Consider the following 22,348-nt stretch of genomic DNA (forward strand, 5'->3'; position numbering starts at 1 on the left):
TATTTTACCTCATTTCCTTGCAATTTGGGACTGCACTTTTATGATAACACTCCAATTAAGTCCCTTTTCTTTCATAATTTCGTAAATACGGTTCAGAACAAAATCAGGCATATTATCATTTGTCTTCATGGACTCATCAATGACTTTTGCTAAAGTAGGATAATCACCTACAAGAAACCAAGGATCGACAGAAATGCAATGTCCACCGACACCAGGTCCAGGCTGAAGAATATTTACACGAGGATGCATGTTGCAAATTCTGATAATCTCGTAAACATTCATATTTTCATGACGGCAAATTTTAGCTAACTCATTAGCAAATGCAATATTAACTGCACGGAATGTATTTTCAACAACCTTTGACATTTCAGCCGTCTTAATGTCAGTAACAACAATTTCACCCTTGCAGAAGGAAGAATACAGGTCTTTAATACTTTCACCAATAGCCCTATTATCAGCACCAACAGTGCGGTTGTTATGAATTAATTCATAAACCATGTTACCAGGGATAATACGCTCTGGTGCGTGGACAAGGTTAATGTCTTTTCCAATCTTATAACCTTCATCTTCAATTGCAGGACGTACATTCTTATCTATAGTTCTAGGCGATACTGTAGATTCAACGACAATTGTAGCTCCATTAGGACATACTTTCAATATTTCTTTAACAGTTGCAACAACATAGCAGGCATCAACTTTCTTGCTAAACTTATCGTATGGAGTAGGAACAGATATGATATAAGTATCAGCAACTGGATACTCTGTAGTAAATTTAACACCAGCTTTTACTGCATTCTTGAAAAGTTCATCCAATCCATCTTCTTTAAAAGTAGTCTTTCCTTCCATAAGAGTCGCTACAAGATCCTTATTATAATCAGTTCCTATAACTTCTACGCCATGAGAAGCCATCATCAAAGCGGTAGGTAATCCAATATAGCCTAATCCAATGACATTTACCATTTCCAAGGTCCTCCTTAGATTTCTTGCTGTTTGTTTCGCTTATTGATGAATTTATACTTATATGTCAAGCCAACGAATTTTGCGTTTCCAATAATGTAGCGTTTCCACATTCTACGCGGTTCTTGAATGAAGCGATAGAACCATTCCAGACCAAACGCCTGCATCCATTCAGGTGCTCGACCTGTAACACCAGCAACGATATCAAAACTACCACCAACTCCCATAACGAATGGAATGTTTAATTTGTCAATGTATTTATTTATCCAGTACTCTTTTTTAGGAGAAGAGAATGCAACAAACAACATATCTGCGCAAGAATCAGCCATATTCTTAACGATTTCAGGCTCATCCACCTCAGTAAAATAGCCGTTTCTGTATCCAACGATTTGAATACCTGAATACTCTTTCTCAAATATTGCTTTAACCTTGCTAACAACTTCTTCTTTGGCACCAAAAAGATAAATTTTATACCCTTTTTCTGCCGCAACAGCTACTAACTTCTGAAAGAGATCACAGCCCGTTACTCGTTCTGTAAGTGGAATACCTACCCTCTTAGCAGCCCACACAATTGAAGTTCCATCCGCATTAATTAGGGGACAAGAATTAACAATTCTTCTCAGTTCAGGATCATTTTCAATTAAATTTACCTTGGAAGCATTAATAACTACATGTTGTGTTGGCTTACCCTGTGCGATGATATCCTCAACCCTGCGGATAGTCTCCTCCATAGAAATAGCATTAACATATGTGTTCATAATTTTGTATCGCATATGATCTTTCATATGCTCTAAACCTACTTCACTCATAACTTCATCTCCTCTTAGTCTAATGCGAATTATATTTTCGCATTTGTCGCCAGCCTCATGCTGTATTGTAGTGGCTCCTATTGTCTCTCGTCATCTTACATTCAAAGCGATCAATTTACAATGTACATAAAGATGAACGCAAAATCAAAGAACTATGGTTATGAAGGTTAGAGTCTAATCTGGCAAAACCTAGCTCCATACAATTCGTTTTCAAAAAAACCACTATACATTTACTAACATAGCGGATTTTTTTCACACCTACAAATCTATTGACTCTTCTTTTTATCGACACGATGCTCTTCAACCATGCCATCATCTTAACCTTTTGTGACAATAAAATCTTCTTCATTTGTCAAATTCATTTCTCCAGCATCAAACCGCTCCACTTCTCCCAATCACCACCATCACCGTCTTAAACAGTATCTTAACATCCGACATCATCCGCCAATTACTTATATATTGATTGTCAAGGGCCACGACATCTTCAAAATTTGTCACTTCACTGCGTCCACTTATCTGCCATAGGCCGGTAATGCCAGGTTTCATCGCCAGTCTGGACTTATGGTGAAAATTATAGGCTTTAAATTCGTCAATCGTTGGCGGCCGGGTGCCCACCAGCGACATATTACCTTTTAGCACATTCCACATCTGCGGCAATTCATCAATGCTGGTAGAACGGATAAACTGCCCAATCCCCTTAATGATCCGGGGGTCATTATCCATCTTAAACATCAGCCCGTCCATTTTGTTCTGGGCCATCAGCTCCGCTTTGCGCTTTTCGGCATCGGGGTACATCGACCGGAACTTATAAATTTTAAACGGCCGTCCATTGGCCCCCACCCGGGTTTGAGCGTAAAAAATCGGCCCTGGGCTTTGAATATAAATCATCGGGGCGACAAAGAGAAAACAGATCCCCATAATCAAAAGCCCTACCAAGCTACCGCAAATATCAATTAAACGCTTTACAAACAATTGTTGGGCACTAATTACATTGATGCCACTGGTAACAATCTTATACGGCCCAAACTCTTCAATAATCTCCTTTTTGGGATATTTTGTCTTGCGTTCACCCAATACATAATGAACCACTACCCCCATCGAAATACAGGTTTCCTCAATTTCATAAATTAACTCGTTGTAATGATTGGCAAAGATCAGCACGTCATCAACCACATTTTTTTGGATATATTTAAACGCCGCTTCTTTTGAAGACAATCTCGGAATTCTACATTCGATTACATGGGGGTTATCCAGCAGCACCACCCAGTTAAAACTGTAAACCTTACAATCATTTTCTTGAACCGTTGTTACAATGTTTTCCAGTTCATCCAGCCGATCACTGAAGGTAAAGATCACACCTTTTCTGGCATACTCTCTATCTTTCGACCGCTTTTTTCCGATAGACCGAAAAACGCACCGCATCAGGCAACTCAACGTGAGTGTCAACAGATACATCAAGGCCAGATTCAACCGGGAATACATCGCCGTTGTTTTTAAAACAAAGGTAAATAAGATTACCCAGCCATAAATACTGCTGATCATAAACAACACCGCCTTCATTTCCTGCAAACAGCTCCGGCAGTAAATGTTTTTGTAGGCATCATTTAAAAGAATATAAAAATAAAAACACACACCAATCATCAGAGCAAGCTGCAAGTAAGTGCCATAGTTGTTCTTGGTCATCGTGCCACTGGCAAACGGCAACACGAAAGGAATATACAGACAGAAGAAGTCGCCGATTGCAAACCTATAATATTTTAAAAAATTATCTTTGTAGACTTTATACATCTGGTTCCCTCATTTCCAAAAACCATGAAACCTAAACAACGTCTAATTTCTGGCAACCCATCCGGATCATCTGCCTGTTTTTCTTAAACCGATGTCTATTCGGCTGGCTTATAAAAAAGCTCCACCGTTAATTGGGCCAGCTTATCCTGATCCGGATAATACTCGATAAACTCGCGGCCTAGCCGGGCTTCACCGGCAATGGTATAGATGCTGGCTTCCGGATAGGTTTTAATATAGTTTTGAAACTCATTTAACTGGGCATAATCACAATCGGTTGTCATGTAATTTTCCACTGCGCCAAAGGCCTTGATTATAAAATTGCCATCGCCAACAACGTTTGCCCTTAATTTGTTATAGAACCCGTTGATATACTGTTCCTGTCTGCGAATTCGTGACAGGTTCGTCCCGTCGGAGATATCCATACGTCGGCGTACAAACTGCAGGGCCAGATCACCTTTTAGTGTGACGGTGGAAGCCGCTAAAAAGCTCGGATCAATCTGAGGCAGATCTTCAGTCAACGTTACATTGACCCCCCCCACCATATCATTTAAAATCGGAATTGCATCCATTTTCATGATTGCGTAGTTATCCACCGTAATCCCTCCCAGCAGGTTTTCAACAGCGTTGACGGTGTTTTCGGCACTGTCCTTCAGACCCGACCCATAGGTATGGGACAGGGCGATCTGTTGATATGCGGTTCCGGCACTTTTGCCGCCTAACCCCAGCACCGGAACATCCATCATCATATCCCGATTGATCATCAGAATACGACAGGAATTTTTGTTCTTATCATAGGCAATCAGGGCCAGAAAGTCGATCTGCTCGTTATTCAAGTAGGAATCACTTTCGGTGACCTCACCGAATTTATCCACCCCACCAAGTAGAAAGGTATACACATCCGGGTCAGGCAGATACTTCTGTCCGTTGATATAAATGGCTTTTGTCTCTTCGTAATTCGTCAGGGTTTTCCCGGCATTGGCAATTTCTTCTTTTCCAAATACTTTTTTTAAATCTTGTCCAAATAATGTCACTATTAAGCAGGCCGCAACAATTATGACCGTGCCAAAAATTAACATAACAGTAGCACGATTACCAATATTACTGCGACCTCTATTCTTTGTTTTCATCGGATTCGATTAGTTATGCGGTTTTTTTCTTCTTAAAGATCAAGAATACCACTGCTGCAATAATCAAAACACCCAAACCAACAAGCAGTAGTGTTAAAGTATTGCTACCGCCTTCTTCAGCAGGACCTGCTGATGCTGTTTCAGCTCCCTGGTCATAAACAAGAATGGCCGCTGGACATAAATGCGGGAATTCAACTGTGATTGTTCCATCAGCATTGATTTTAACATCGCTGGTCTCGATGAAATCCCATTTCCCGGTGTCCTTGTTAAAAATAGTCACAATCACCGGGTCACCTTGCTTATAATTACCGCTTAAGGTTAATTCCAGTTTTTGTCCATTGCCAAATGATAATTCCTGAGAATAGTCGATTTCAAAGATTTCTCTCACCACAATGTTCTCGGCCGGAATCCCCGGGTAATTTTCAGTCATGAACGCGGCCAATTCATCTGCAAACTCTGATTTGGGATCCATCAGTAGTGCTTTCGCTTCGTCATAAACCGCTTTTTGTTCCGGGGTCAATGTTCCCGTTTTAGCATCAGGCGTGATCGTAATCTGTGCTGTATCGATAACCGTTACATTACCATCGGCATCAATATAGGTCGCTGTCCCCACTACCTCCGGGCCTTCTTTTTGGGCAACACTCGGGGTGACAGCTGCAAATACCTGCCCCGCTGTCAACATTATGAGTACTGCCGACATCAGCATTACCAGGTTCCAATTCATTTTACCTTTCATAAATCTGTCCTCCTTCTAAAAATTTTTTCTGTTTATCTTTAAAAGCACACACGCTTTTGATGCCTAATTTTTTTTCCATTGTTTGATAGGCCTCCCCCATATTCGGCGGACGGGAGGTCATATTGTGACAATCCGAACCGACAAAATCAACTGCGCCCTCTTTCACCAGTTTCAGTGCTTTTCGCTGGGTCCAGCGGTTACAAAAATAATCTGCATTGACCTGGATAAGAAAGTTTTCACAAACATAGTCTAGGTGATCACTTTTTTTTAGAAACGGAACATATCGTTCCAAATGAGCTAACACAACTTTGAGCCGGGTTCTTTTTTCAATGGTATGCAGCGCCTCAAGCATCCGCCTGCTCCAAATTGTCATCGGCATTTCGATCAAGATGAAATCCGTATCGTCAATTTTTAGTCTCTCGATCTCTTCCGAGTAATCGATTCCATCATAATATGCAACTTCTGCCCCAGCCCGGATTATTGAAGAAAATTGTGGCAACGTGTTGATGGCACTGTCTCTTCTTGCTAAAAAATCATCCGGTTTTTCCTGCCAGGGAAAAAAGTGCGGTGTAGCGACAATCATTTCAACCCCCTGATCAAGCGACGCTTCCATCATTTTTATCGATTCTGCAACACTCCTGCTGCCGTCATCCATCCCCGGTAAAACATGCGAATGAAAATCTATCATCCGATCACCCCTATATCAGCGGAGCATTGCTGTTTTCATACTCTGCTTTGTAATAACCCTTAGAACGTTTATAACCATAATGCGCATATTTCTTATAATAGCCGGACTTTTCCTGATTGTATCCATTAAATACAAATCCCAGGATTTTTGTGTTTGAAAACTTCAACTGCCGGATTGTTTCAGTTAGCGCTTTTTGATCACTGCGATCCTGTCGCACCACCACCACCATACCATCGATATATTTAGAAGCAATCACCGCATCCGCTACGATTGTGACCGGAGGCAAATCAATCAAAATGTAATCATAAATTTCAGCACAACTTTCCAGAAAACCTTTCATTTTATTCGAATCCAGTAATTCAGCCGGATTGGGCGGAACTCTACCCGCCTGTGCCAGGTCAAACTGACTGTTCTCGGATAGCGTTACCTTTGCCAGCATATCACTTAGTGATACATGGGGATCAACCAGCAGGTCGGTTAATCCAACATTTTGTTTCATACCGAGTTTGGCAGCGATTGTTGGTTTTCGAAAATCAGATTCAATCAGCAGCACCTTTTTTTCGTTAGTGGCAATGGCATATGCAACATTGATGGCAGTCAGGCTTTTTCCTTCAGCACTGATGGCACTGGTAATGCCAATCACTCTGCACTTTTTTTCGTCGGCAAATGAAAATTCCAAATTGGTTCTTAGCAATTTATAGGCTTCAGATGCCTGAAAATTCAGATTGTTGCCAATTTTCTTTTGCTCGCTGATCAGATCAAATTCATTCCCTTTACCGGAAGTCTTTTTCTTTTTCCACCACATTGTCCTCCTCCTCTCGATGAATTTACTTGTAGTTGCTATAATAATAATCTTTTTTACTTGTCGTGCTATCCAAATCCGGTACGATGGCCAGCAGTGGAATATCACCATAGTTTGTAATCAGATAATTATCATCCCGGATGACGGTATCACTCAGTTCCCTGAAGATAATCAGCCCTGATGCTAACACAAAACCGATCAAGGCTCCGATTAGCGCATTGTTACGCAGGCTGGGACCGCTTTTCGCCGCCGGAACAACGGCATAGTCAACAATCTTCACCGAGCTGCCTTCAACAATATTGCTGATTTTTTCAGGCAGAATACCGGCAATGATGTTGGCGATCTTTTCGGCCCGGTAGGGGTCGGTGTCGGTTACCACCACTTCGAACACCTCGGTTGAGCTGACTGGCGCAGCTGTGATCATCCCAACCAGTTCCTCATAGGTCAGATCGAGCTGGCCTTTTCTGATGATCTCTTCAAGCACCTGCCGAGACTTAAGGATGACAATATAAGTCGCTACCAGACTTTTAGCCGCCGTAATATCGCCGCTGGTAATATTCAATGCCGTGGAATCAAAAGACAATGAACTGTTATTGACATACATTTGTGCCTTGGACTCATAAAGCGGATCAACATAAAAATAGGTATAGCCAAGTACCAGACTGCCACAAAAAACAGCAACGAGAATAATTAACCACGCCTTCCGCCAGAGTGCTTTGACCAGCCGGAGTAAATCTATTTCTAAATCATCTTCAAATTGTTGTGTCGTATTTGCCATCTATTCTCCCCTAAATTAAATAGTATACTGTTTAATATAAATCCCTTGACTTTTTCATTTCTCTTCATTCTATCACGTTTACTTTCCCATGACAACGTGTGGCAATCTGTGTGACAGGATTTTTAGGCTTTTTTTGAATTTATTTTGCGTTGTTTTTTGCGACTCTTTTTCATATGTCAATATTTTTTAGCATAATGTAATTTTTTCAATAAATGTCTAATTTTCATCATTAGCGACTTAATCGCACTCAGAAATGACCCGCCGGGACAATACTGACATCCTGGACAAAAATAAAAGTCTCTGGATAATAATAAACATTTATGGATAAAAAAAGCACCGATCCTCAGTGATCGGTGCTTTTTTCACATCTTCATTAATTCATTTTACTCAATATCAGTTTATTTTTTAACTGTGACTGGTTTACATCAATAATCCGCTGATTCTTTGAACCCCGGAATTTTAGCAGCAAACTTTTTTGTTCCTCTTCAAATCTTCCATCCACGAGCAGATCAGTATACCTAAGCAGTCGTAGCCACCGCTGATCCTTTTTTGCCAGCAGTGTTTCAAAGGTATAACCGGTATAGGTTATCACATGAAAACCGGCTGCCTGGGCGCATTTGGCCAGCTCGCTAAAGCCCTCGGGCTGCAAAAAGGGTTCGCCACCGCTTAAGGTAATGCCGTCCAACAGGGGGTTCTTTTTCATTTCGGCGATAATGGTGTCGATCGAAACCAGGTGACCGCCGCTTAAATCATGGGTGGCCGGGTTGTGACAGCCCTCACAATGATGGTGACAGCCCTGGGCAAACACCACAAAGCGAATGCCCGGTCCATCCACAATCGATTCCTTAACCACCCCGGCGATTCGTATTTGGGAGGTCACTGCAATTGCTCCAACCGTTCCCCACCAGCCATTTGACCGGTCGCATTGAAATGATTGATCCGATCCCTTACTTCCGCTTTTTTTGCATCATTAAAACGATCCAGGGTGCCAACCAGATAACCGGTAATCCGACGAATCCGCTCGAAGGGAACAGCGCCTTCACTTCGTCCACAATTCGGGCACACATCGCCGATGATGCCGGTATAGCCGCAAACCGGGTCGCGATCCACCGGATGATTGATCGAACCATAGCCGATGCCAGCTTCCTTCATCGCCCGAACCACCTTCTCAAAGGCTTCCAGATTATCAAGGGGATCACCGTCCATTTCCACATAGGTGATGTGTCCGGCGTTGGTCAACTCATGATAGGGCGCTTCCAGGGTAATTTTTTCATAGGCGCTGGTGGGGTAGTAAACCGGAATATGAAACGAATTGGTATAATACTCCCGATCTGTTACCCCGGGGATTTCACCAAAGACCTGTTTGTCCAGCTTGACAAAGCGTCCGGCAGTCCCTTCGGCCGGAGTGCCCAGCAGGGTAAAGTTCATGCCATACGCCTGGCTGGTTTCATCCATCCGCTTGCGCATGTGGCCAATAATTTTTAGTCCCAGCTCCTGTACTTCAGCCGCTTCACCATGGTGTTTGCCGGTAAGAACGGTCAAGCATTCCGCCAGGCCGATAAAGCCCATGCTCAGGGTGCCGTGTTTTAACACTTCCCGGATTTCCATCTCTTCGGTCAGATCCGCTGAATCAATCCAAACGCCCTGGCCCATTAAAAAGGGAAAATTCTTAACTTTTTTGTGGGCCTGAATTTCAAATCGTTCCAGCAGCTGCTCAATCACCAGATCAATTTTCTGATCCAACTCGGCAAAAAACACGTCCGGGTTCCCCTTGCTGTTTAGGGCAATCCGGGGCAGATTGATGGTGGTAAAGCTTAAGTTTCCCCGGCCATAGGTGATTTCCCGACTGGGATCATGGACATTACCGATCACCCGGGTACGACAGCCCATATAGGCAATTTCAGTTTCCGGCTGGCCAGCCTGATAATATTTCAGGTTATAGGGTGCATCCAGAAAGGAAAAATTCGGAAACAGGCGCTTGGCACTAACCCGACAGGCCAATTTAAACAAATCATAATTGGGATCCCAGGGATTATAATTAACCCCTTCCTTCACCTTGAAAATATGGATTGGGAAAATCGGGGTTTCGCCATTTCCCAATCCTGCCTCCGTCGCCAATAGCAGGTTTTTTATGACCAGACGTCCCTCAATTGAGGTATCCATCCCGTAGTTTATAGAACTAAATGGGATCTGAGCCCCAGCCCGACTGTGCATGGTGTTGAGATTGTGAACAAAGGCCTCCATGGATTGATAAACACTGCGATCAATTTCCCGTTCGGCATTTTCCATGGCAAAATTCTGAGCTCGGCTGATGCTGTTGGCATCCGCTATCCATAACGCCAAACTTCGGGCTTCGGCTTCCAAATAATTCTTCGGTTGATTCAACTCGGGCTTTAACCCCAGCTTCTTTTCGACATCTTCACTGATGGCGTTAACCTTCGCCAACGCATTTTTGGTATCGGTTAATAAGCTCAGTCCCTTGGCCAAATTCTCCCGATAGAGCCGGATAAAGGTTTTTTTCACCCCGGGTACCATGGCATAATCAAAATTGGGAATGCTTTGTCCACCATGCTGATCATTCTGGTTAGACTGAATCGCAATGCAGGCCAACGCCGAATAACTCTGAATATCGTTGGGCTCCCTAAGATGTCCGTGACCAGTCGAAAACCCATCTTTAAATAATCGTTCCAAATCAATCTGACAGCAGGTGGTAGTCAAAGTTAAAAAATCCATATCGTGAATGTGGATTTCACCGGCTTTATGCGCGGTTGAATGCTCCGGATTCAGGACAAACATTTCATAAAACTGTTTGGCTCCCTCTGATCCATACTTTAGCATCGTACCCATGGCGGTATCTCCATCAATGTTGGCATTTTCCCGTTTGACATCGTTGTCTTTGGCTTCTTTAAAAGTCAGATCCTCATATATTTTCATCAACCGGGTATCCATTTCCCGGATTCGGGTTCGCTCGGCCCGGTAGAGAATATATTTCTTGGCGGTTTTAGCATGTCCGGTTTCGATCAGAATTTTCTCCACCGCATCCTGAATTTCTTCTACCGTCGGGGTTTTGGTATTCATCTCCTGTTCGATATAGATGGCCACTTTTTCAGATAGCTCCATGGCAGTCTGATAATTCTGACCGCCGATTTCACTGGCGGCCTTAAAAATGGCATTGGCAATTTTTTCAATATTAAAAGGGGCTTCCCGTCCGTCTCTTTTTTTGATCTTCGTAATCATCCTACTTTGTTTTCCTACTTTCCTACGTATCTTTTTTGTATTTGGGGCATTGAAAAACCCCTCGACGGCGTGGGTCAAGAGGCCTAAGATTGCTTGGCTCAAACACCCTCTATCACGCGTAGAGTCTGGTGTGACAAATAACAGCGGGTAATCTGACTTAGGTTTGATCTTATTAAAAAAATCTCCCCCTTACAGCGGCGGGACCGTGCCGGATTTGCACCGGCTTCCCCCGTGCTGCACCGGTTGGCACAGCACCGTCATCTTCATATTTGGTTGTTTTAATTTTACCACATACAAGATGTGGTGTCAAACCGGTTGTACCCTGCAAACGGTCATCATTATTTAAAGATCCCCGGTTTGGCGTAAAAATGGCGACTGATGGTCTTGACCACTGCGTCATCGTCATTTGCGCCAATCTGCAGCCAGTCCATTTCTTTTAGTTCAATGGATGCATTTTCAACCACATAAGCAAAATCAGCGGCTTCCAGCATCGCTGCATTCCTGATGTCATTGCCAAATGCAATCACTTTATCGGTCGCATATCGGGCTTTCATATCCATGATGGCATTTTTCACCGAGGCTTCCCGGCTGGTTATTTCGATAAAGTAATAGCCCGGATGTTGATCATCCGGATAGCACTCAACATTAACCGCCGACGCAATTTCCAGCTTTATAATGGCCGCTTTAACCTGGACTATCGTCGCCTTCTGATCCACTGCCATAATTGATAAGACGCTTTGATCATTTGGCACCTCGCCGCACACATAGCTCTGTTCCGGTAATCGCTTTTTGGAATGATAAATTTTTTCCTCCACCGGATTAATAAGCCTGGTGTAATAAACATGGAGGACATCATTGATGATGGTGTGGGTAAAACAATTCATTTCCCGTTTTTCAAAAACATCAATTAGTTGCTTGGCCACTTCCGGATTCATCTTCTTGCAGTTTGAATAACTTCGTTTTTGCAGATCATACCAAACCGCCCCGTTCATCATGATAATGGGAACCTTCATTTCTACGCCTTCCAACAAGGGCAGCAGGGTTTCTGCACTTCTGGTCGTGGCAATGGTAATCAAAGCGCCCTGGCGGATCATGGTGTTTAGTTTTATTCTGGAGTAACTGCTGATTTCACCGTGAGAATTCAACAACGAACCATCCAGATTGGTGACAAAGAGCGTTTTTCGATTTTTGCGCCGGGGCAAGTGAAAAGCATTGACTCCCAATGAAACAAAGATTCCGATGAGGGTGTCCACGATCCGGTCAATGGTAAAGATCAGCGGATTCACATCGGCCCCATGGGTCACTGTAATGCTTAAAAAAACCACACAGGTAATATACGATGCCGTTGGTTTTTTGATGGTCACCGTAAAATAAATCAGCGGAATAATGCACAAGGATACAATCAGATATTGCAGCATCGGCATATCCACCGGGATAAAGCTCCGCTCAAAAATAAGCAGCCCCAACCCCATCGCCCCACCGATAAATGTTCCCAGGGTTCGATTCATGGCCACCTTGAAGCTATTGGAAACATAGGGCTGCATGCATAAAATCGCCGCAATCGCCGAATAGAAGGGGGATCCTTGCTCGCCTCTTAATAAATAGATTAAGAAGCAGAGATAAACCGCTATAAATGTTTTAAAAATTCGCATTCCTACTTTTGGCATGACCTTCTCCTCTTTCTAATGCCTATCTATAATAACATAAATTTGAAATTTTCTGCCGCTTAAATTTCTGCAAACCCTTTCAAATACAGATACCCCTTAACTTTTTTCAGAAACAGATTTATTTTGCCTAAAAGTATTGACAGGCAAAAAAAGGTAATGTATTATCAATTAAGGTAATATATTACCTTAATTGATAAGTGGAGGTTATATTTTGGACAATATGGATTCAATGCCCGATCAAAAATTCATCTTTGGCGGCGTCCAAGTCGCTGCCAACCAGATGGATACCCTATTGGAACGGGAGCTGAAAGAATACAATTTGACAACGAAGCAATGGTTATTGACCATTGTGGTACAGAATGTTTTTGATCACGATCCAACCATAAAGGAAGTAGCAAAAAGCATGGGCAGTTCCCATCAGAATGTCAAACAGGTGGCACTCAAGTTAGCACAAAAGGGTTTCATTGTGATGGAAAAAGATACTCATGATGCCCGGATCACCCGGATCAGACTAACCGATGCGGTTGATTCGTTTGGCCAGGCAAGTCAGCAGAAATCAGAAATCTTTACCGAAAAATTATTTGAAGGCATATCTGACGAAGAACTGGCGATGACCCGGTCAGCCTTTGAAAAATTACTGGCCAACCTGGAAAAAATGGACCAGGAATCAAAATAACAGGAGGAAAACAGATGAAAAAAGCAATAATTATTATTCTCAGTATTCTGGGGGTGTTGGTACTGGTTGGGGCTGGTGGCGTTTTTTACATCACCAACGGCCTGGAATCCGGAGAAAATCTGGCGATTAACCCCGTCGATCTAAAGGGAATTGAAAACGGCACCTATACCGGTGTCTATAAGGCTGGACGCTGGAGCAATGAGGTCGCCGTTAGCGTGGCCGATCACCAGATTTCAAACATTGCAGTGGTCAAAACCGTCAGTCTGGAAACGCCTGATGTGACCAACACCATTATAAGCAGTGTCATCGAAAAACAGAACACCACCGTCGACACCGTCACCGGCGCCACGGTTACCAGTAAGGCGTATCTCAAATCCATTGAAAACGCATTATCAAATTAAGCAAAAGAAAGGAATAAATTGATGAAAACCCTGATACTTTATGCCAGCACCTATGGGTTTACAAAAGATTGTGTGCAAATGCTAAAGAAGAATGTAAATGGTGACGTTCAGATCGTCAACATCACTAAAGAGAATATCCCCACCCTTGATGACTATGATACGATTTTAATTGGCGGTTCCATCTATATGGGCCAAATACAGAAGCCGATTAAAAACTACTGTCTCAAAAATCTGGAAGCATTAAAGAATAAAAAGATTGGCTTTTTTATTTCCTGTGGATCAGCCGAGCATTCTGACGACTATTTTAAAACCGCCTTCCCTGAGAATCTTTTGAATCAAGCTGTTTCGATTGAGAATTTCGGCGGCGAAATGCGGCCCGACAAAATGAATTTTTTTCATAAATTCGTTTCAAATATGGTCGAAAAATCGTCTGACAAAAATAATACGCCGCCAATGAAACCATTGCCGGAAAATATTTTAAATATGGCCACGATTATTAATAACCTTTCTTAATGGTTTATTTTTCAAAGAAAATCTGCATTTAAAACTGCCTGTGACCGAATAAACGATCACAGGCAGTCCTTTTTTATCTTGAATTATAAATCATTTATAACTACATCCCGGGCCTATTGATCTCTTCCAGGCTTTTCCCCATCGTTTCCTTCCCAAACACCGCTACCACAATGGCCACCACTGCAAACACCAGCATCAGCGTAATAAACACATTGGTATAGCCCACTTCGGTGCCATAATAATTATAGATCACCGGCACAATAAAGGGGGCCGAAAAAGCACCAATCCGGCCAAAGGCTGCTGCCCAACCGGAACCAGTGGCCCTAAAAAAGGTAGGGTAGACTTCCGGTGTATAGGCGTAAACACAACCCCAGGCGCCCAGACTGAAGAAATAGAGCATTGAACCATAAATCAGAATCTGCTCCACACTGCCAGCATGGCCAAACAGCCAGGCCGCCAGAGCCGTTCCGGCAAAATAAATAGCCAATACTTTTTTTCGCCCGACCTTTTCGATCAGATAAGCGGCACTGAAGTAACCCGGCAGCTGGGCCAGACACATAATCAGGGTAAACTCAAAACTCTTGGTCAGGGTAAAACCCTTGGCTACCAATAGCGATGGTGTCCATAATACAAAGCCATAGTAGCCAAAATTGATTCCAAACCAGATCACCCATAACACAATTGTCGAACGGATGTATTCTTTGCCCCATAAATCCAGAAACGATGCCTTGATCTGGGTTAGTTTCTCAGTGGTTGATTCAGCTGCTTTGATCGGACAGGTGATATTGGCCTGCTTTTCCATGGTTACCAGCAATGCTTCCGCTTCGCTGGTTTTACCAACTGATTCCAGATACCGGGGCGATTCCGGCACAGCCATCCGAAAGAAAGCCGCAAACAGGGCTGGTACGCCACCCACAAAAAAGGCCATCCGCCAACCATAAACGGGAATAAACAAATACGCTACAAAAGCCGCAATCAGCCATCCCCAGGCCCAGAAGCTCTCTAGAATAATAACATTACGACCCCGCATCCGGGTCGGCGAAAACTCACTGACCAGAGTTGATGCCGCTGGCAACTCCCCACCCAGTCCAAAACCGGTACAAAACCGTAACACCAACAGCATCGTAAAGTTCACGGCAAAACCAGACAGCGCACTGGAGACACCATAAATAATCAGGGTCCACATAATCACCGCTCGGCGACCCCACTTATCAGCGGCCATCCCGGACAATCCGGCACCCAAGGCCATCCCCAGCATTCCGATGCTGCCCAACAACCCCAGCTGACTGGGATCCAAAGCCCATTCTTTGCCGATGGCTGCCATCACACCGGAAACCATCCCCTGATCCATCGCATCAAACATCCAGCCGATTCCGGTTAAAAGCAAGACCTTCTTTAACATCGGGGTCATCGGCAGCTGATCAATCCGTGACGCAATATTTAACATTGTTACCCTCCTCATCATACTTACATTGTGATTATTATAGCACAACTATTGGTTTTTGCTACAAAATCCCGGCATGAATTGGACAAAATTGTTTATCCATAACCCTTATCGTTCCTGCGATTCATTCTTTAACCACATTGTTCCTAACCGCTTTTTATGGTTGTCAATAGTTGTTTCATGGCCTCAGAAAATAGCGGATGAAGGCTGGCTATTTCCTTTTCATCACCGGTTTCCAGAGCTTTTTGCAACACCTTGGCCACTTCAAAAAGTTTCTTGGCGCCGATACTGCCAGAACTGCTTTTAACCTTATGAACCGTCTGGGCAGCTTCCTGATAGCGCCGATTTTTAATAGTGAGCGCCAGTTTTTCAACCACATCCTGATTTTCAGTGAAGTAGGCCGCCAGAACCTCCTGATAGAGCGCCTGATTGTTCCCCATATATCGGAGTCCCTCTGCCCGATCAAGAACCATAACCGCCATTTCGCTATTCTGATCACTACCCGGGTGTTCGGACTCTTTTTTTGTCGCTGTTTCGACACTGACAATTTTACTGATGGTTTCCACAAATTGCTCAGGATCAAAGGGTTTGCTGATGTAGTGATGAATTCCACAGGATTCACATTTTTCCTTGACTCCCTCAATCACATCAGCCGTCATGGCGACAATTGGAATATCCGCCGAGAGCGTTCTGATTTGCTCCGCCGCTTCATAGCCATTAAGCACCGGCATGTGCAAATCCATCAGGATTAAATCAATCTCACTGCGGTGCGCCGTAAACAGATCGATCCCCTCCTGTCCGTCATTGCCCAGCCAAACCCGGAAACCCACTGGTTCCAACAGGGATTTCGCAATCAGCTGATTGGTTTTATTGTCTTCCACCACCAGGATTCCATAATTACTATCCAGGATAGCCTTATTCAACGTTTCCTGCTTAAACGCCTGATTGGCGACAATTGCTTTCGTTCTAAAAATCTCCAGAATCCCATTGTATAAAACTGAGGGGATGATCGGTTTACCAATGCCAATGTCCACCCCCTGGGTATCAAGTTGGTCAAACAAGTCCTCCCGCATCATTGGCAACAGCATAATGACCTTCGGCTTTTTGAGGATTTTCTTGTTTTCCTGAATCATTTCGACAAATTTAAAACCCCCACCACTTGGCGTATCGTAATCCAGAATCAGCAGATCAAAGGGCTCCGTAAATTTGCCATTTTCCAGTTCCAGCATGTTGATGGCACTGACCGACGAGGTGGTCAGCTCGCAGTGCATTCCAAAAGCCCCGAGATAACTGTCAATAATATTCATATTTGACCCGGTTTTTTCCAGTACTAGAGTCTTGATATCATTAAAATAAAGTGCGGATACCTGCTGCTGATATTCCTGTTCGTTCTGCTGATCTTTTTCCAGTGACAATTCGACAATAAAGGTTGATCCTTCGCCTGCAGTGCTGTAAACTTCAATCTTGCCCTTCATCATTTCCACCAGACTTTTGACAATCGAAAGTCCCAGTCCGGTCCCACCAAAGCGGCGGTTAATGCTGGCATCACCCTGAGCAAAGGGTTCGAAAAGATTTTTTATCTGCTCATCGGTCATCCCGATGCCGGTATCCCTGACAGTAAAAGCCAGATGATAGTAATTTGATTCCCGGGCCACCAGCCGGATATCAAGGGAGACTTCTCCAGCGGTGGTAAATTTGGTGGCATTATTTATCAGGTTCAGTAAAATCTGCTCAATCCGTTTAGCATCACCGAAATAGCAATTTGGGATTTTGGGATCCTTGGTCAGTTTAAAACCGATCCGCTGTTCTTCGATTTTATAGGATACGATGTTAATTACCTCCTGAATCACCTGATCCAGATTAAAAGAAACCCGCTCCAACTCGATTTTTCCGGCTTCAATTTTAGAAAAATCAAGAATGTCGTTAATAATGCTCAGCATCGTATTCGCCGACTGAGTGATCCGATCCAGGTACATCTTCTGAGTCAGGGTTACCTGAGTTTTTTTAACCAGATAGGCCATCCCGGTAATGGCATTAAGGGGCGTCCGGATTTCATGGGACATTCGGGCCAAAAAACTGGATTTAATCGTGTTGGCGGCCTCAGCTTCCTGCCGGGCGATTTCCAGATCACTCTGAATTTTCTTGCGCGTGTCAATCTCCTTTCGGAGCCGTAAAATCCAGTAAATAGACACCAGCCAGATCAGAATAATCCCCCCACTGATCACCATAACCACCTGATAAACCGGACCATAATCCAGCTCCACATCGGCCCCAACCCACTTGCTGTTAATTTCAATCCGCTCTTCCGGGGTGATCGTAGCCAGGGTTTTATTAATAATGCCAATCAAAACCGGCCAATCGTTGCGTACCGCAAAATACAGGCCCTGCTGTTTTTCGGCTTCAAAGGCAACATACTTCAGATTGGTCAGGCCCGTTGAATTGATCAGATAATTGGTGGTCGCCAGATTTCCCACAAAAGCCGTTTCGCTGCCATTGGCAACAGCCGTTAAGGCGGCTTCCACTGAGTCATACAAACTCAGGTTAATCTGCGGATAGTCCGCAAGATAACTGTGATGGGAACTGTTTTTTTGAACCGCCACGGTTTGGCCGAACAGATCTTCGATACTGCTGATTCCCTGGGTGGAATCCCGTACCACAATGACCCGCTTAAAATAATAGTAGGGTTCTGAAAATAAAAAATATTGTTCCCGGGCCGGGGTTTTGGAAACCGCCGGAAGCATATCGACCTCGCCACGAAGGGCTTTTTCATACGCTTCGGTCCAGGTCAGCCCGGGGGTTACCACCATCTCCAAGCCGGTTTTTTCACTGATTATTTCCAGATAGTCCGAGGTAATGCCCTGATAGGTGCCATCTTTATCAAAAAACTCAAAGGGAACAAACTTGGGATCGACCCCCAGACGAATCACCGGGTGCTCTTCCATAAACGCCAGTTCTTCGGGGGTCCAGTTAATGGTGTCATCTCGGGCATAACAAAAAGAGGGCCACCCCAGAATTATGATCACTATCACGATTACCCTGGCCGATCGCTTCATGACCAGACCGCCGTATCATCGGAGTCCTGAATGAATTTACGGGAAATCTCAATTACTTTTTCCTGGATTTCCAGGAACCCCGTCACAATATCCGGATCAAAATGTTTGCCGCTTTCGCTTCTGATCAGATTGATGCTATAGTCATAGTCATAGGCCGGTTTATAAACCCGTTTGCTGGTCAGCGCATCATAAACATCGATGATCGCCATCAGACGTCCCGGCAACGGAATTTCTGTTCCCGCTAACCCCCGGGGATAACCGCTGCCATCAAATTTTTCATGATGGGCACCGACAATTTCCATGGCCGTTTTGATAAAGCTGGGGACATCCTCATCACAGTAAATTTCATTTTGCAGCGCATTGACCCCATAATCCACATGTTTTTTCATGATTGTGAATTCATCCTCCGTGAGTCTTCCCGGTTTTAATAAAATATTATCGGGAATGCCTACCTTGCCAATATCATGAAGCGGGGTGGTGGTCACCAGCTCTTTGACATAGTTATCACGAAGGATATCCTGATATTTAGGCTTTTCCCTTAAATGGTCACAAAGAATTTTCATAATTAATTGGGTGCGGATGGTATGTTTGGACGATTCGACATTGCGAACTTCCAACAGCCCGACCAACGCCTGGATGGTGATATCCCGGGTGGCTGCCACCTCTCTGGTTTTCTTTAACACCATGGCATCCAACCGTTCATTATCCAGTTCGATCATTTTCTGAATCCGCTTTAATTTGATATGAATATTAATCCGGATCAACAACGATTGAAGATTTAGGGGCTTTCGGATATAATCCACCGCTCCTAATTCCAGGCCTTTGACCTCATTGTCAATTTCATCATAATTGGTCAAAATAATAGTACGAATCTTGCGGTATTCCGGATCCTTCTGCAGTGCTTCCAACACTTCAAATCCATTCATTCTGGGCATGTTCAAATCAAGAATGACCAAATCAATATCTGGATTTTTGGCAATTAATTCCATGGCATCCAACCCATCACAGGCTGTCAGCGTCTGATAATCCGCTAACATGGTACTGATAATCAACCGATCTGTGGTCGAATCATCCACAATCAATATCTTTGTGCTCATTATTCCCCCTAAGCTTTTATTATTGATTTCTTAGCAACTATTTTATTCGTTCACGCTTCGCTTACTTTTCAGCGTTAAATTCAGCTCAAACTAACAATGTTATTTTACCCTTAACACCACATTTTAAACAACCGTACAAAAATAGTATAAACCCCGTCGAAATACCAGAACTCATGGGACGTCTCCCTTTATCAATTTACAGAAAAATGATCGCTTTGATAAGGTCTTCTCCCGTTTATCTCACTTTCTATGGTCTTGGTCAAAGGCTTCCATCATAGCTTCTTTGGTTTCATGACCGGAATAAAGCAGTTCCGGGGTTTTTATACTGACTTTTGTTCCTTCCGGTACTGATTTTGTGATAAATACATTACTACCAATGACAACGCCCTTTCCGACAACCGTATCGCCACCTAAAATTGAAGCCCCGGAATAAACGGTAACCTCATCTTCCAGACACGGGTGTCGCCGCACGCCTCGGAGTTTCTGACCACCCCGGGTGGACAAAGCCCCCAACGTAACACCCTGATAAATTTTTACGTGTTCCCCAATGATCGCAGTCTCTCCAATAACTACGCCAGTACCATGATCGATGAAGAAATATTTACCAATGGTCGCACCAGGATGAATATCGATCCCGGTAATGTTATGGGCATATTCGCTCATAATTCGGGGGATCAATGGAACTGAAAGTTTGTATAACTCGTGTGCCAGGCGGTGAATGCTGATCGCAAAAACACCGGGATAACAAAAAATAATTTCATCCTTACTCTTTGCCGCAGGATCGCCGTCAAAGGCAGCAATGACATCGGTCGCTAAAAACTCCCGGATCTGAGGAATTCGGTTCATGAATTCATAGCAGATTCGTAACGCTTCCTGATGATAATATTCCTCACCCAAATTTTCCTTGCGGCTGGCCTGATGTTTCAAAGCCAGGGTAATCTGTTTGGTTAAGGTCTCAATAATACAGACCAATAACTCGCCGATATGATAATCCTGAATTTCTCTGCGAAAATTGGTTTTCCCGAAATAGCTGGGGAAAACAAGCTGGCGCAAAGCTTTAGTGGTATCAATGATGACGGTACGGTTTGGTAAAAATCCTAAATCATGCGGTGCAATATAGCACTCCTTTCGATAACTTTCTGAAATGTTATCAACCAAATTGCCTATTTTTGCTTTATACTCGTTACTCATGGTATTTCCTTTCACTTTCGCTTATTTTTACACATCAACCATTTAATTTCTGTTCTTACAAAAGTTTTTTCTATTATACTACAAAATCCAACTTAATCCGGAAAAATAATAAGGATTAACCCCTTTAAATACTAGGAGTTAATCCTTCATTTATTTGTTGTTATAATCAGGCTATCAGTATCGATACACAGCTGCCAGATCCCTTTCGGTGGGCATCTCATCTTTTTTAAGAATCAGCACCTCACCACCCCGGCTCAGCACCACCTCAGCCATATCATCATAGACATCACCGACTCGTGGGTCGGTAATTTCACCTTGCACAACGATACCCATCTGGGGATCAAAGCGGCCAGGATGAACCGTATTTTCTTCCAGATAGAGACTGGCGACCTTGCCTTCGGCAATGGCTCGGCCAATTTGTACCACATCATCCGAGCCTAAATCCTTGGCGTGGGCTTCAGAAAAGGTGGCCATCCGGTCTTTCAATTCTTTTTTAAACAGTTCCTCCATCACATCCTGAACCTTTTCATAAAGGCTCTTCTTATCCAAAGCGTCACCATCAATTTTGATCCCATCATCGATCAGGAAATTATTTTTTGACAGTTTTCGAAATTCACCCTGGTGTTCGTCGGGACTGACGAGAATCAAAGGTATTTTTTGTTTTTTGGAATACTTTTCCAGCACAAAGGTATCAACATGACGGAAGAACTTTTCCTGATCCACCTTCTTCTCATCCTTGGCACCACCATGACCGTGATACATCGATTGATCACCACCAATGCTGGCCACGGACAGATGGGGGGCGGTTTTTTCAGTTCCCAGCACGCCTTCCATGGTGGCATCACTGGCATCCACCGGAATTTCTGTAAGGCCGCAACGGTCAGCTTCAAACAAAATAAAATTATCCCGATTCAACCCCAGTACATGATAGTGGCCGTTGGACTGAAAACTTCGTAGCAGGGGTTTTATATAAAAACTGTCTGACACAATCGCCAGACTTTTGACGTTCACCGGCAGCTTATAAACAATGCATTCTTCCTCATCCCCCAGAATGGCCATACTTTCGGTGGCACCCTCCCAGAATAAAGCATCTTCCTCCATTTCTTTAAACAGCGAAAACAGATCTTTAAAACCTTTGAATTCTTTGTCTTTTAAAGAAGCCTGGGCTTCTTTGACGAGATTCTTAAAACGGATGGGATTTTCCAGACGATCCGGTTTCTTGATATGAGTATCCACATAAATGGAGATCACCGGCCTCTTTCCTTTTTCCATCATCGGATGGGGAAATTCTTTAACGATTTGATAATTCATCTACAAATCCTCCTCTCTGGTTTATGGAGTATTTACCCGTTTTTTTTATAAAATCACATCGTTTCAATTATCC

The 22,348-nt window shown here is 43.6% G+C and carries 19 protein-coding genes and 1 riboswitch; of the genes, 3 read left to right on the forward strand and 16 right to left on the reverse strand.

Features of this window, described 5'->3' with window-relative positions:
• Positions 1–9: 9 nt before the first annotated feature.
• The 11 genes from Q7P33_RS12765 to Q7P33_RS12815 form a co-directional block, all read right to left on the reverse strand.
• Positions 10–960, reverse strand: coding sequence for a nucleotide sugar dehydrogenase (locus tag Q7P33_RS12765; RefSeq protein ID WP_369693307.1), 951 nt, complete (start codon positions 958–960; stop codon positions 10–12).
• 14 nt (positions 961–974) lie between these two features.
• Complete coding sequence (locus tag Q7P33_RS12770) at positions 975–1,766, reverse strand: WecB/TagA/CpsF family glycosyltransferase (RefSeq protein ID WP_303870855.1); 792 nt, start codon at positions 1,764–1,766, stop codon at positions 975–977.
• 372 nt (positions 1,767–2,138) lie between these two features.
• Positions 2,139–3,554 (reverse strand): sugar transferase, encoded by a 1,416-nt coding sequence (locus Q7P33_RS12775; RefSeq protein ID WP_303870856.1) that lies wholly within the window; start codon positions 3,552–3,554, stop codon positions 2,139–2,141.
• Between the two features lie 95 nt (positions 3,555–3,649).
• The gene (locus Q7P33_RS12780) at positions 3,650–4,681 is read right to left on the reverse strand and encodes an LCP family protein (protein ID WP_303870857.1); all 1,032 of its coding nucleotides are present in this window, start codon (positions 4,679–4,681) and stop codon (positions 3,650–3,652) included.
• A gap of 13 nt (positions 4,682–4,694) precedes the next feature.
• On the reverse strand, positions 4,695–5,417 hold the full coding sequence (locus tag Q7P33_RS12785) for an LPXTG cell wall anchor domain-containing protein (protein ID WP_303870858.1): 723 nt from the start codon (positions 5,415–5,417) through the stop codon (positions 4,695–4,697).
• Positions 5,407–6,105: a CpsB/CapC family capsule biosynthesis tyrosine phosphatase gene (locus tag Q7P33_RS12790; protein WP_303870860.1), complete on the reverse strand. Its 699-nt coding sequence runs from the start codon at positions 6,103–6,105 to the stop codon at positions 5,407–5,409. Before Q7P33_RS12790 ends, Q7P33_RS12785 begins: the two co-directional genes overlap by 11 nt.
• 10 nt (positions 6,106–6,115) lie before the next feature.
• Positions 6,116–6,910 carry a CpsD/CapB family tyrosine-protein kinase gene (locus Q7P33_RS12795; RefSeq protein WP_303870862.1) on the reverse strand — a complete coding sequence of 265 codons (795 nt, stop codon included), beginning with the start codon at positions 6,908–6,910 and terminating at the stop codon, positions 6,116–6,118.
• A 22-nt stretch (positions 6,911–6,932) separates the two neighbouring features.
• Positions 6,933–7,685 carry a YveK family protein gene (locus Q7P33_RS12800; protein ID WP_303870864.1) on the reverse strand — a complete coding sequence of 251 codons (753 nt, stop codon included), beginning with the start codon at positions 7,683–7,685 and terminating at the stop codon, positions 6,933–6,935.
• 373 nt (positions 7,686–8,058) lie between these two features.
• On the reverse strand, positions 8,059–8,565 hold the full coding sequence (gene nrdG / locus Q7P33_RS12805) for an anaerobic ribonucleoside-triphosphate reductase activating protein (protein WP_303870866.1): 507 nt from the start codon (positions 8,563–8,565) through the stop codon (positions 8,059–8,061).
• Complete coding sequence (locus Q7P33_RS12810; protein ID WP_303870867.1) at positions 8,562–10,922, reverse strand: anaerobic ribonucleoside triphosphate reductase; 2,361 nt, start codon at positions 10,920–10,922, stop codon at positions 8,562–8,564. Before Q7P33_RS12810 ends, nrdG begins: the two co-directional genes overlap by 4 nt.
• A gap of 124 nt (positions 10,923–11,046) precedes the next feature.
• Positions 11,047–11,196: riboswitch (cobalamin riboswitch) on the reverse strand.
• Between the two features lie 64 nt (positions 11,197–11,260).
• On the reverse strand, positions 11,261–12,589 hold the full coding sequence (locus Q7P33_RS12815; protein ID WP_303870869.1) for an HAD hydrolase family protein: 1,329 nt from the start codon (positions 12,587–12,589) through the stop codon (positions 11,261–11,263).
• A 211-nt stretch (positions 12,590–12,800) separates the two neighbouring features.
• Here Q7P33_RS12815 and Q7P33_RS12820 point away from each other — a divergent pair, with 211 nt between their 5' ends.
• Genes Q7P33_RS12820 through Q7P33_RS12830 form a run of 3 tightly spaced genes read left to right on the forward strand, consistent with a single transcriptional unit; the run spans position 12,801 to position 14,179 of the window.
• Positions 12,801–13,265, forward strand: a complete 465-nt coding sequence (locus Q7P33_RS12820) for a MarR family winged helix-turn-helix transcriptional regulator (protein WP_369693308.1) — start codon at positions 12,801–12,803, stop codon at positions 13,263–13,265.
• A 14-nt stretch (positions 13,266–13,279) separates the two neighbouring features.
• A complete protein-coding gene (locus Q7P33_RS12825; protein ID WP_303870871.1) occupies positions 13,280–13,666 on the forward strand; it encodes an FMN-binding protein in 387 nt (128 codons plus the stop codon).
• 21 nt (positions 13,667–13,687) lie between these two features.
• Positions 13,688–14,179: a flavodoxin domain-containing protein gene (locus Q7P33_RS12830; protein ID WP_303870873.1), complete on the forward strand. Its 492-nt coding sequence runs from the start codon at positions 13,688–13,690 to the stop codon at positions 14,177–14,179.
• Positions 14,180–14,279: 100 nt separating this feature from the next.
• On the opposite strand, the gene Q7P33_RS12835 is transcribed toward Q7P33_RS12830, so the two are convergent.
• The 5 genes from Q7P33_RS12835 to Q7P33_RS12855 form a co-directional block, all read right to left on the reverse strand.
• Complete coding sequence (locus Q7P33_RS12835) at positions 14,280–15,626, reverse strand: MFS transporter (protein WP_303870875.1); 1,347 nt, start codon at positions 15,624–15,626, stop codon at positions 14,280–14,282.
• 143 nt (positions 15,627–15,769) lie between these two features.
• Positions 15,770–18,676, reverse strand: coding sequence for a transporter substrate-binding domain-containing protein (locus Q7P33_RS12840; protein WP_303870877.1), 2,907 nt, complete (start codon positions 18,674–18,676; stop codon positions 15,770–15,772).
• On the reverse strand, positions 18,673–19,773 hold the full coding sequence (locus tag Q7P33_RS12845; RefSeq protein WP_303870879.1) for an HD domain-containing phosphohydrolase: 1,101 nt from the start codon (positions 19,771–19,773) through the stop codon (positions 18,673–18,675). Before Q7P33_RS12845 ends, Q7P33_RS12840 begins: the two co-directional genes overlap by 4 nt.
• 240 nt (positions 19,774–20,013) lie before the next feature.
• A complete protein-coding gene (gene epsC / locus Q7P33_RS12850; RefSeq protein WP_303870881.1) occupies positions 20,014–20,964 on the reverse strand; it encodes a serine O-acetyltransferase EpsC in 951 nt (316 codons plus the stop codon).
• Positions 20,965–21,138: 174 nt separating this feature from the next.
• Positions 21,139–22,275 (reverse strand): hypothetical protein, encoded by a 1,137-nt coding sequence (locus Q7P33_RS12855; RefSeq protein WP_303870882.1) that lies wholly within the window; start codon positions 22,273–22,275, stop codon positions 21,139–21,141.
• Between the last annotated feature and the right edge of the window lie 73 nt (positions 22,276–22,348).

This window comes from Acetobacterium wieringae (assembly GCF_026646375.1).
Classification (GTDB): Bacteria; Bacillota; Clostridia; order Eubacteriales; family Eubacteriaceae; genus Acetobacterium; species Acetobacterium wieringae_A.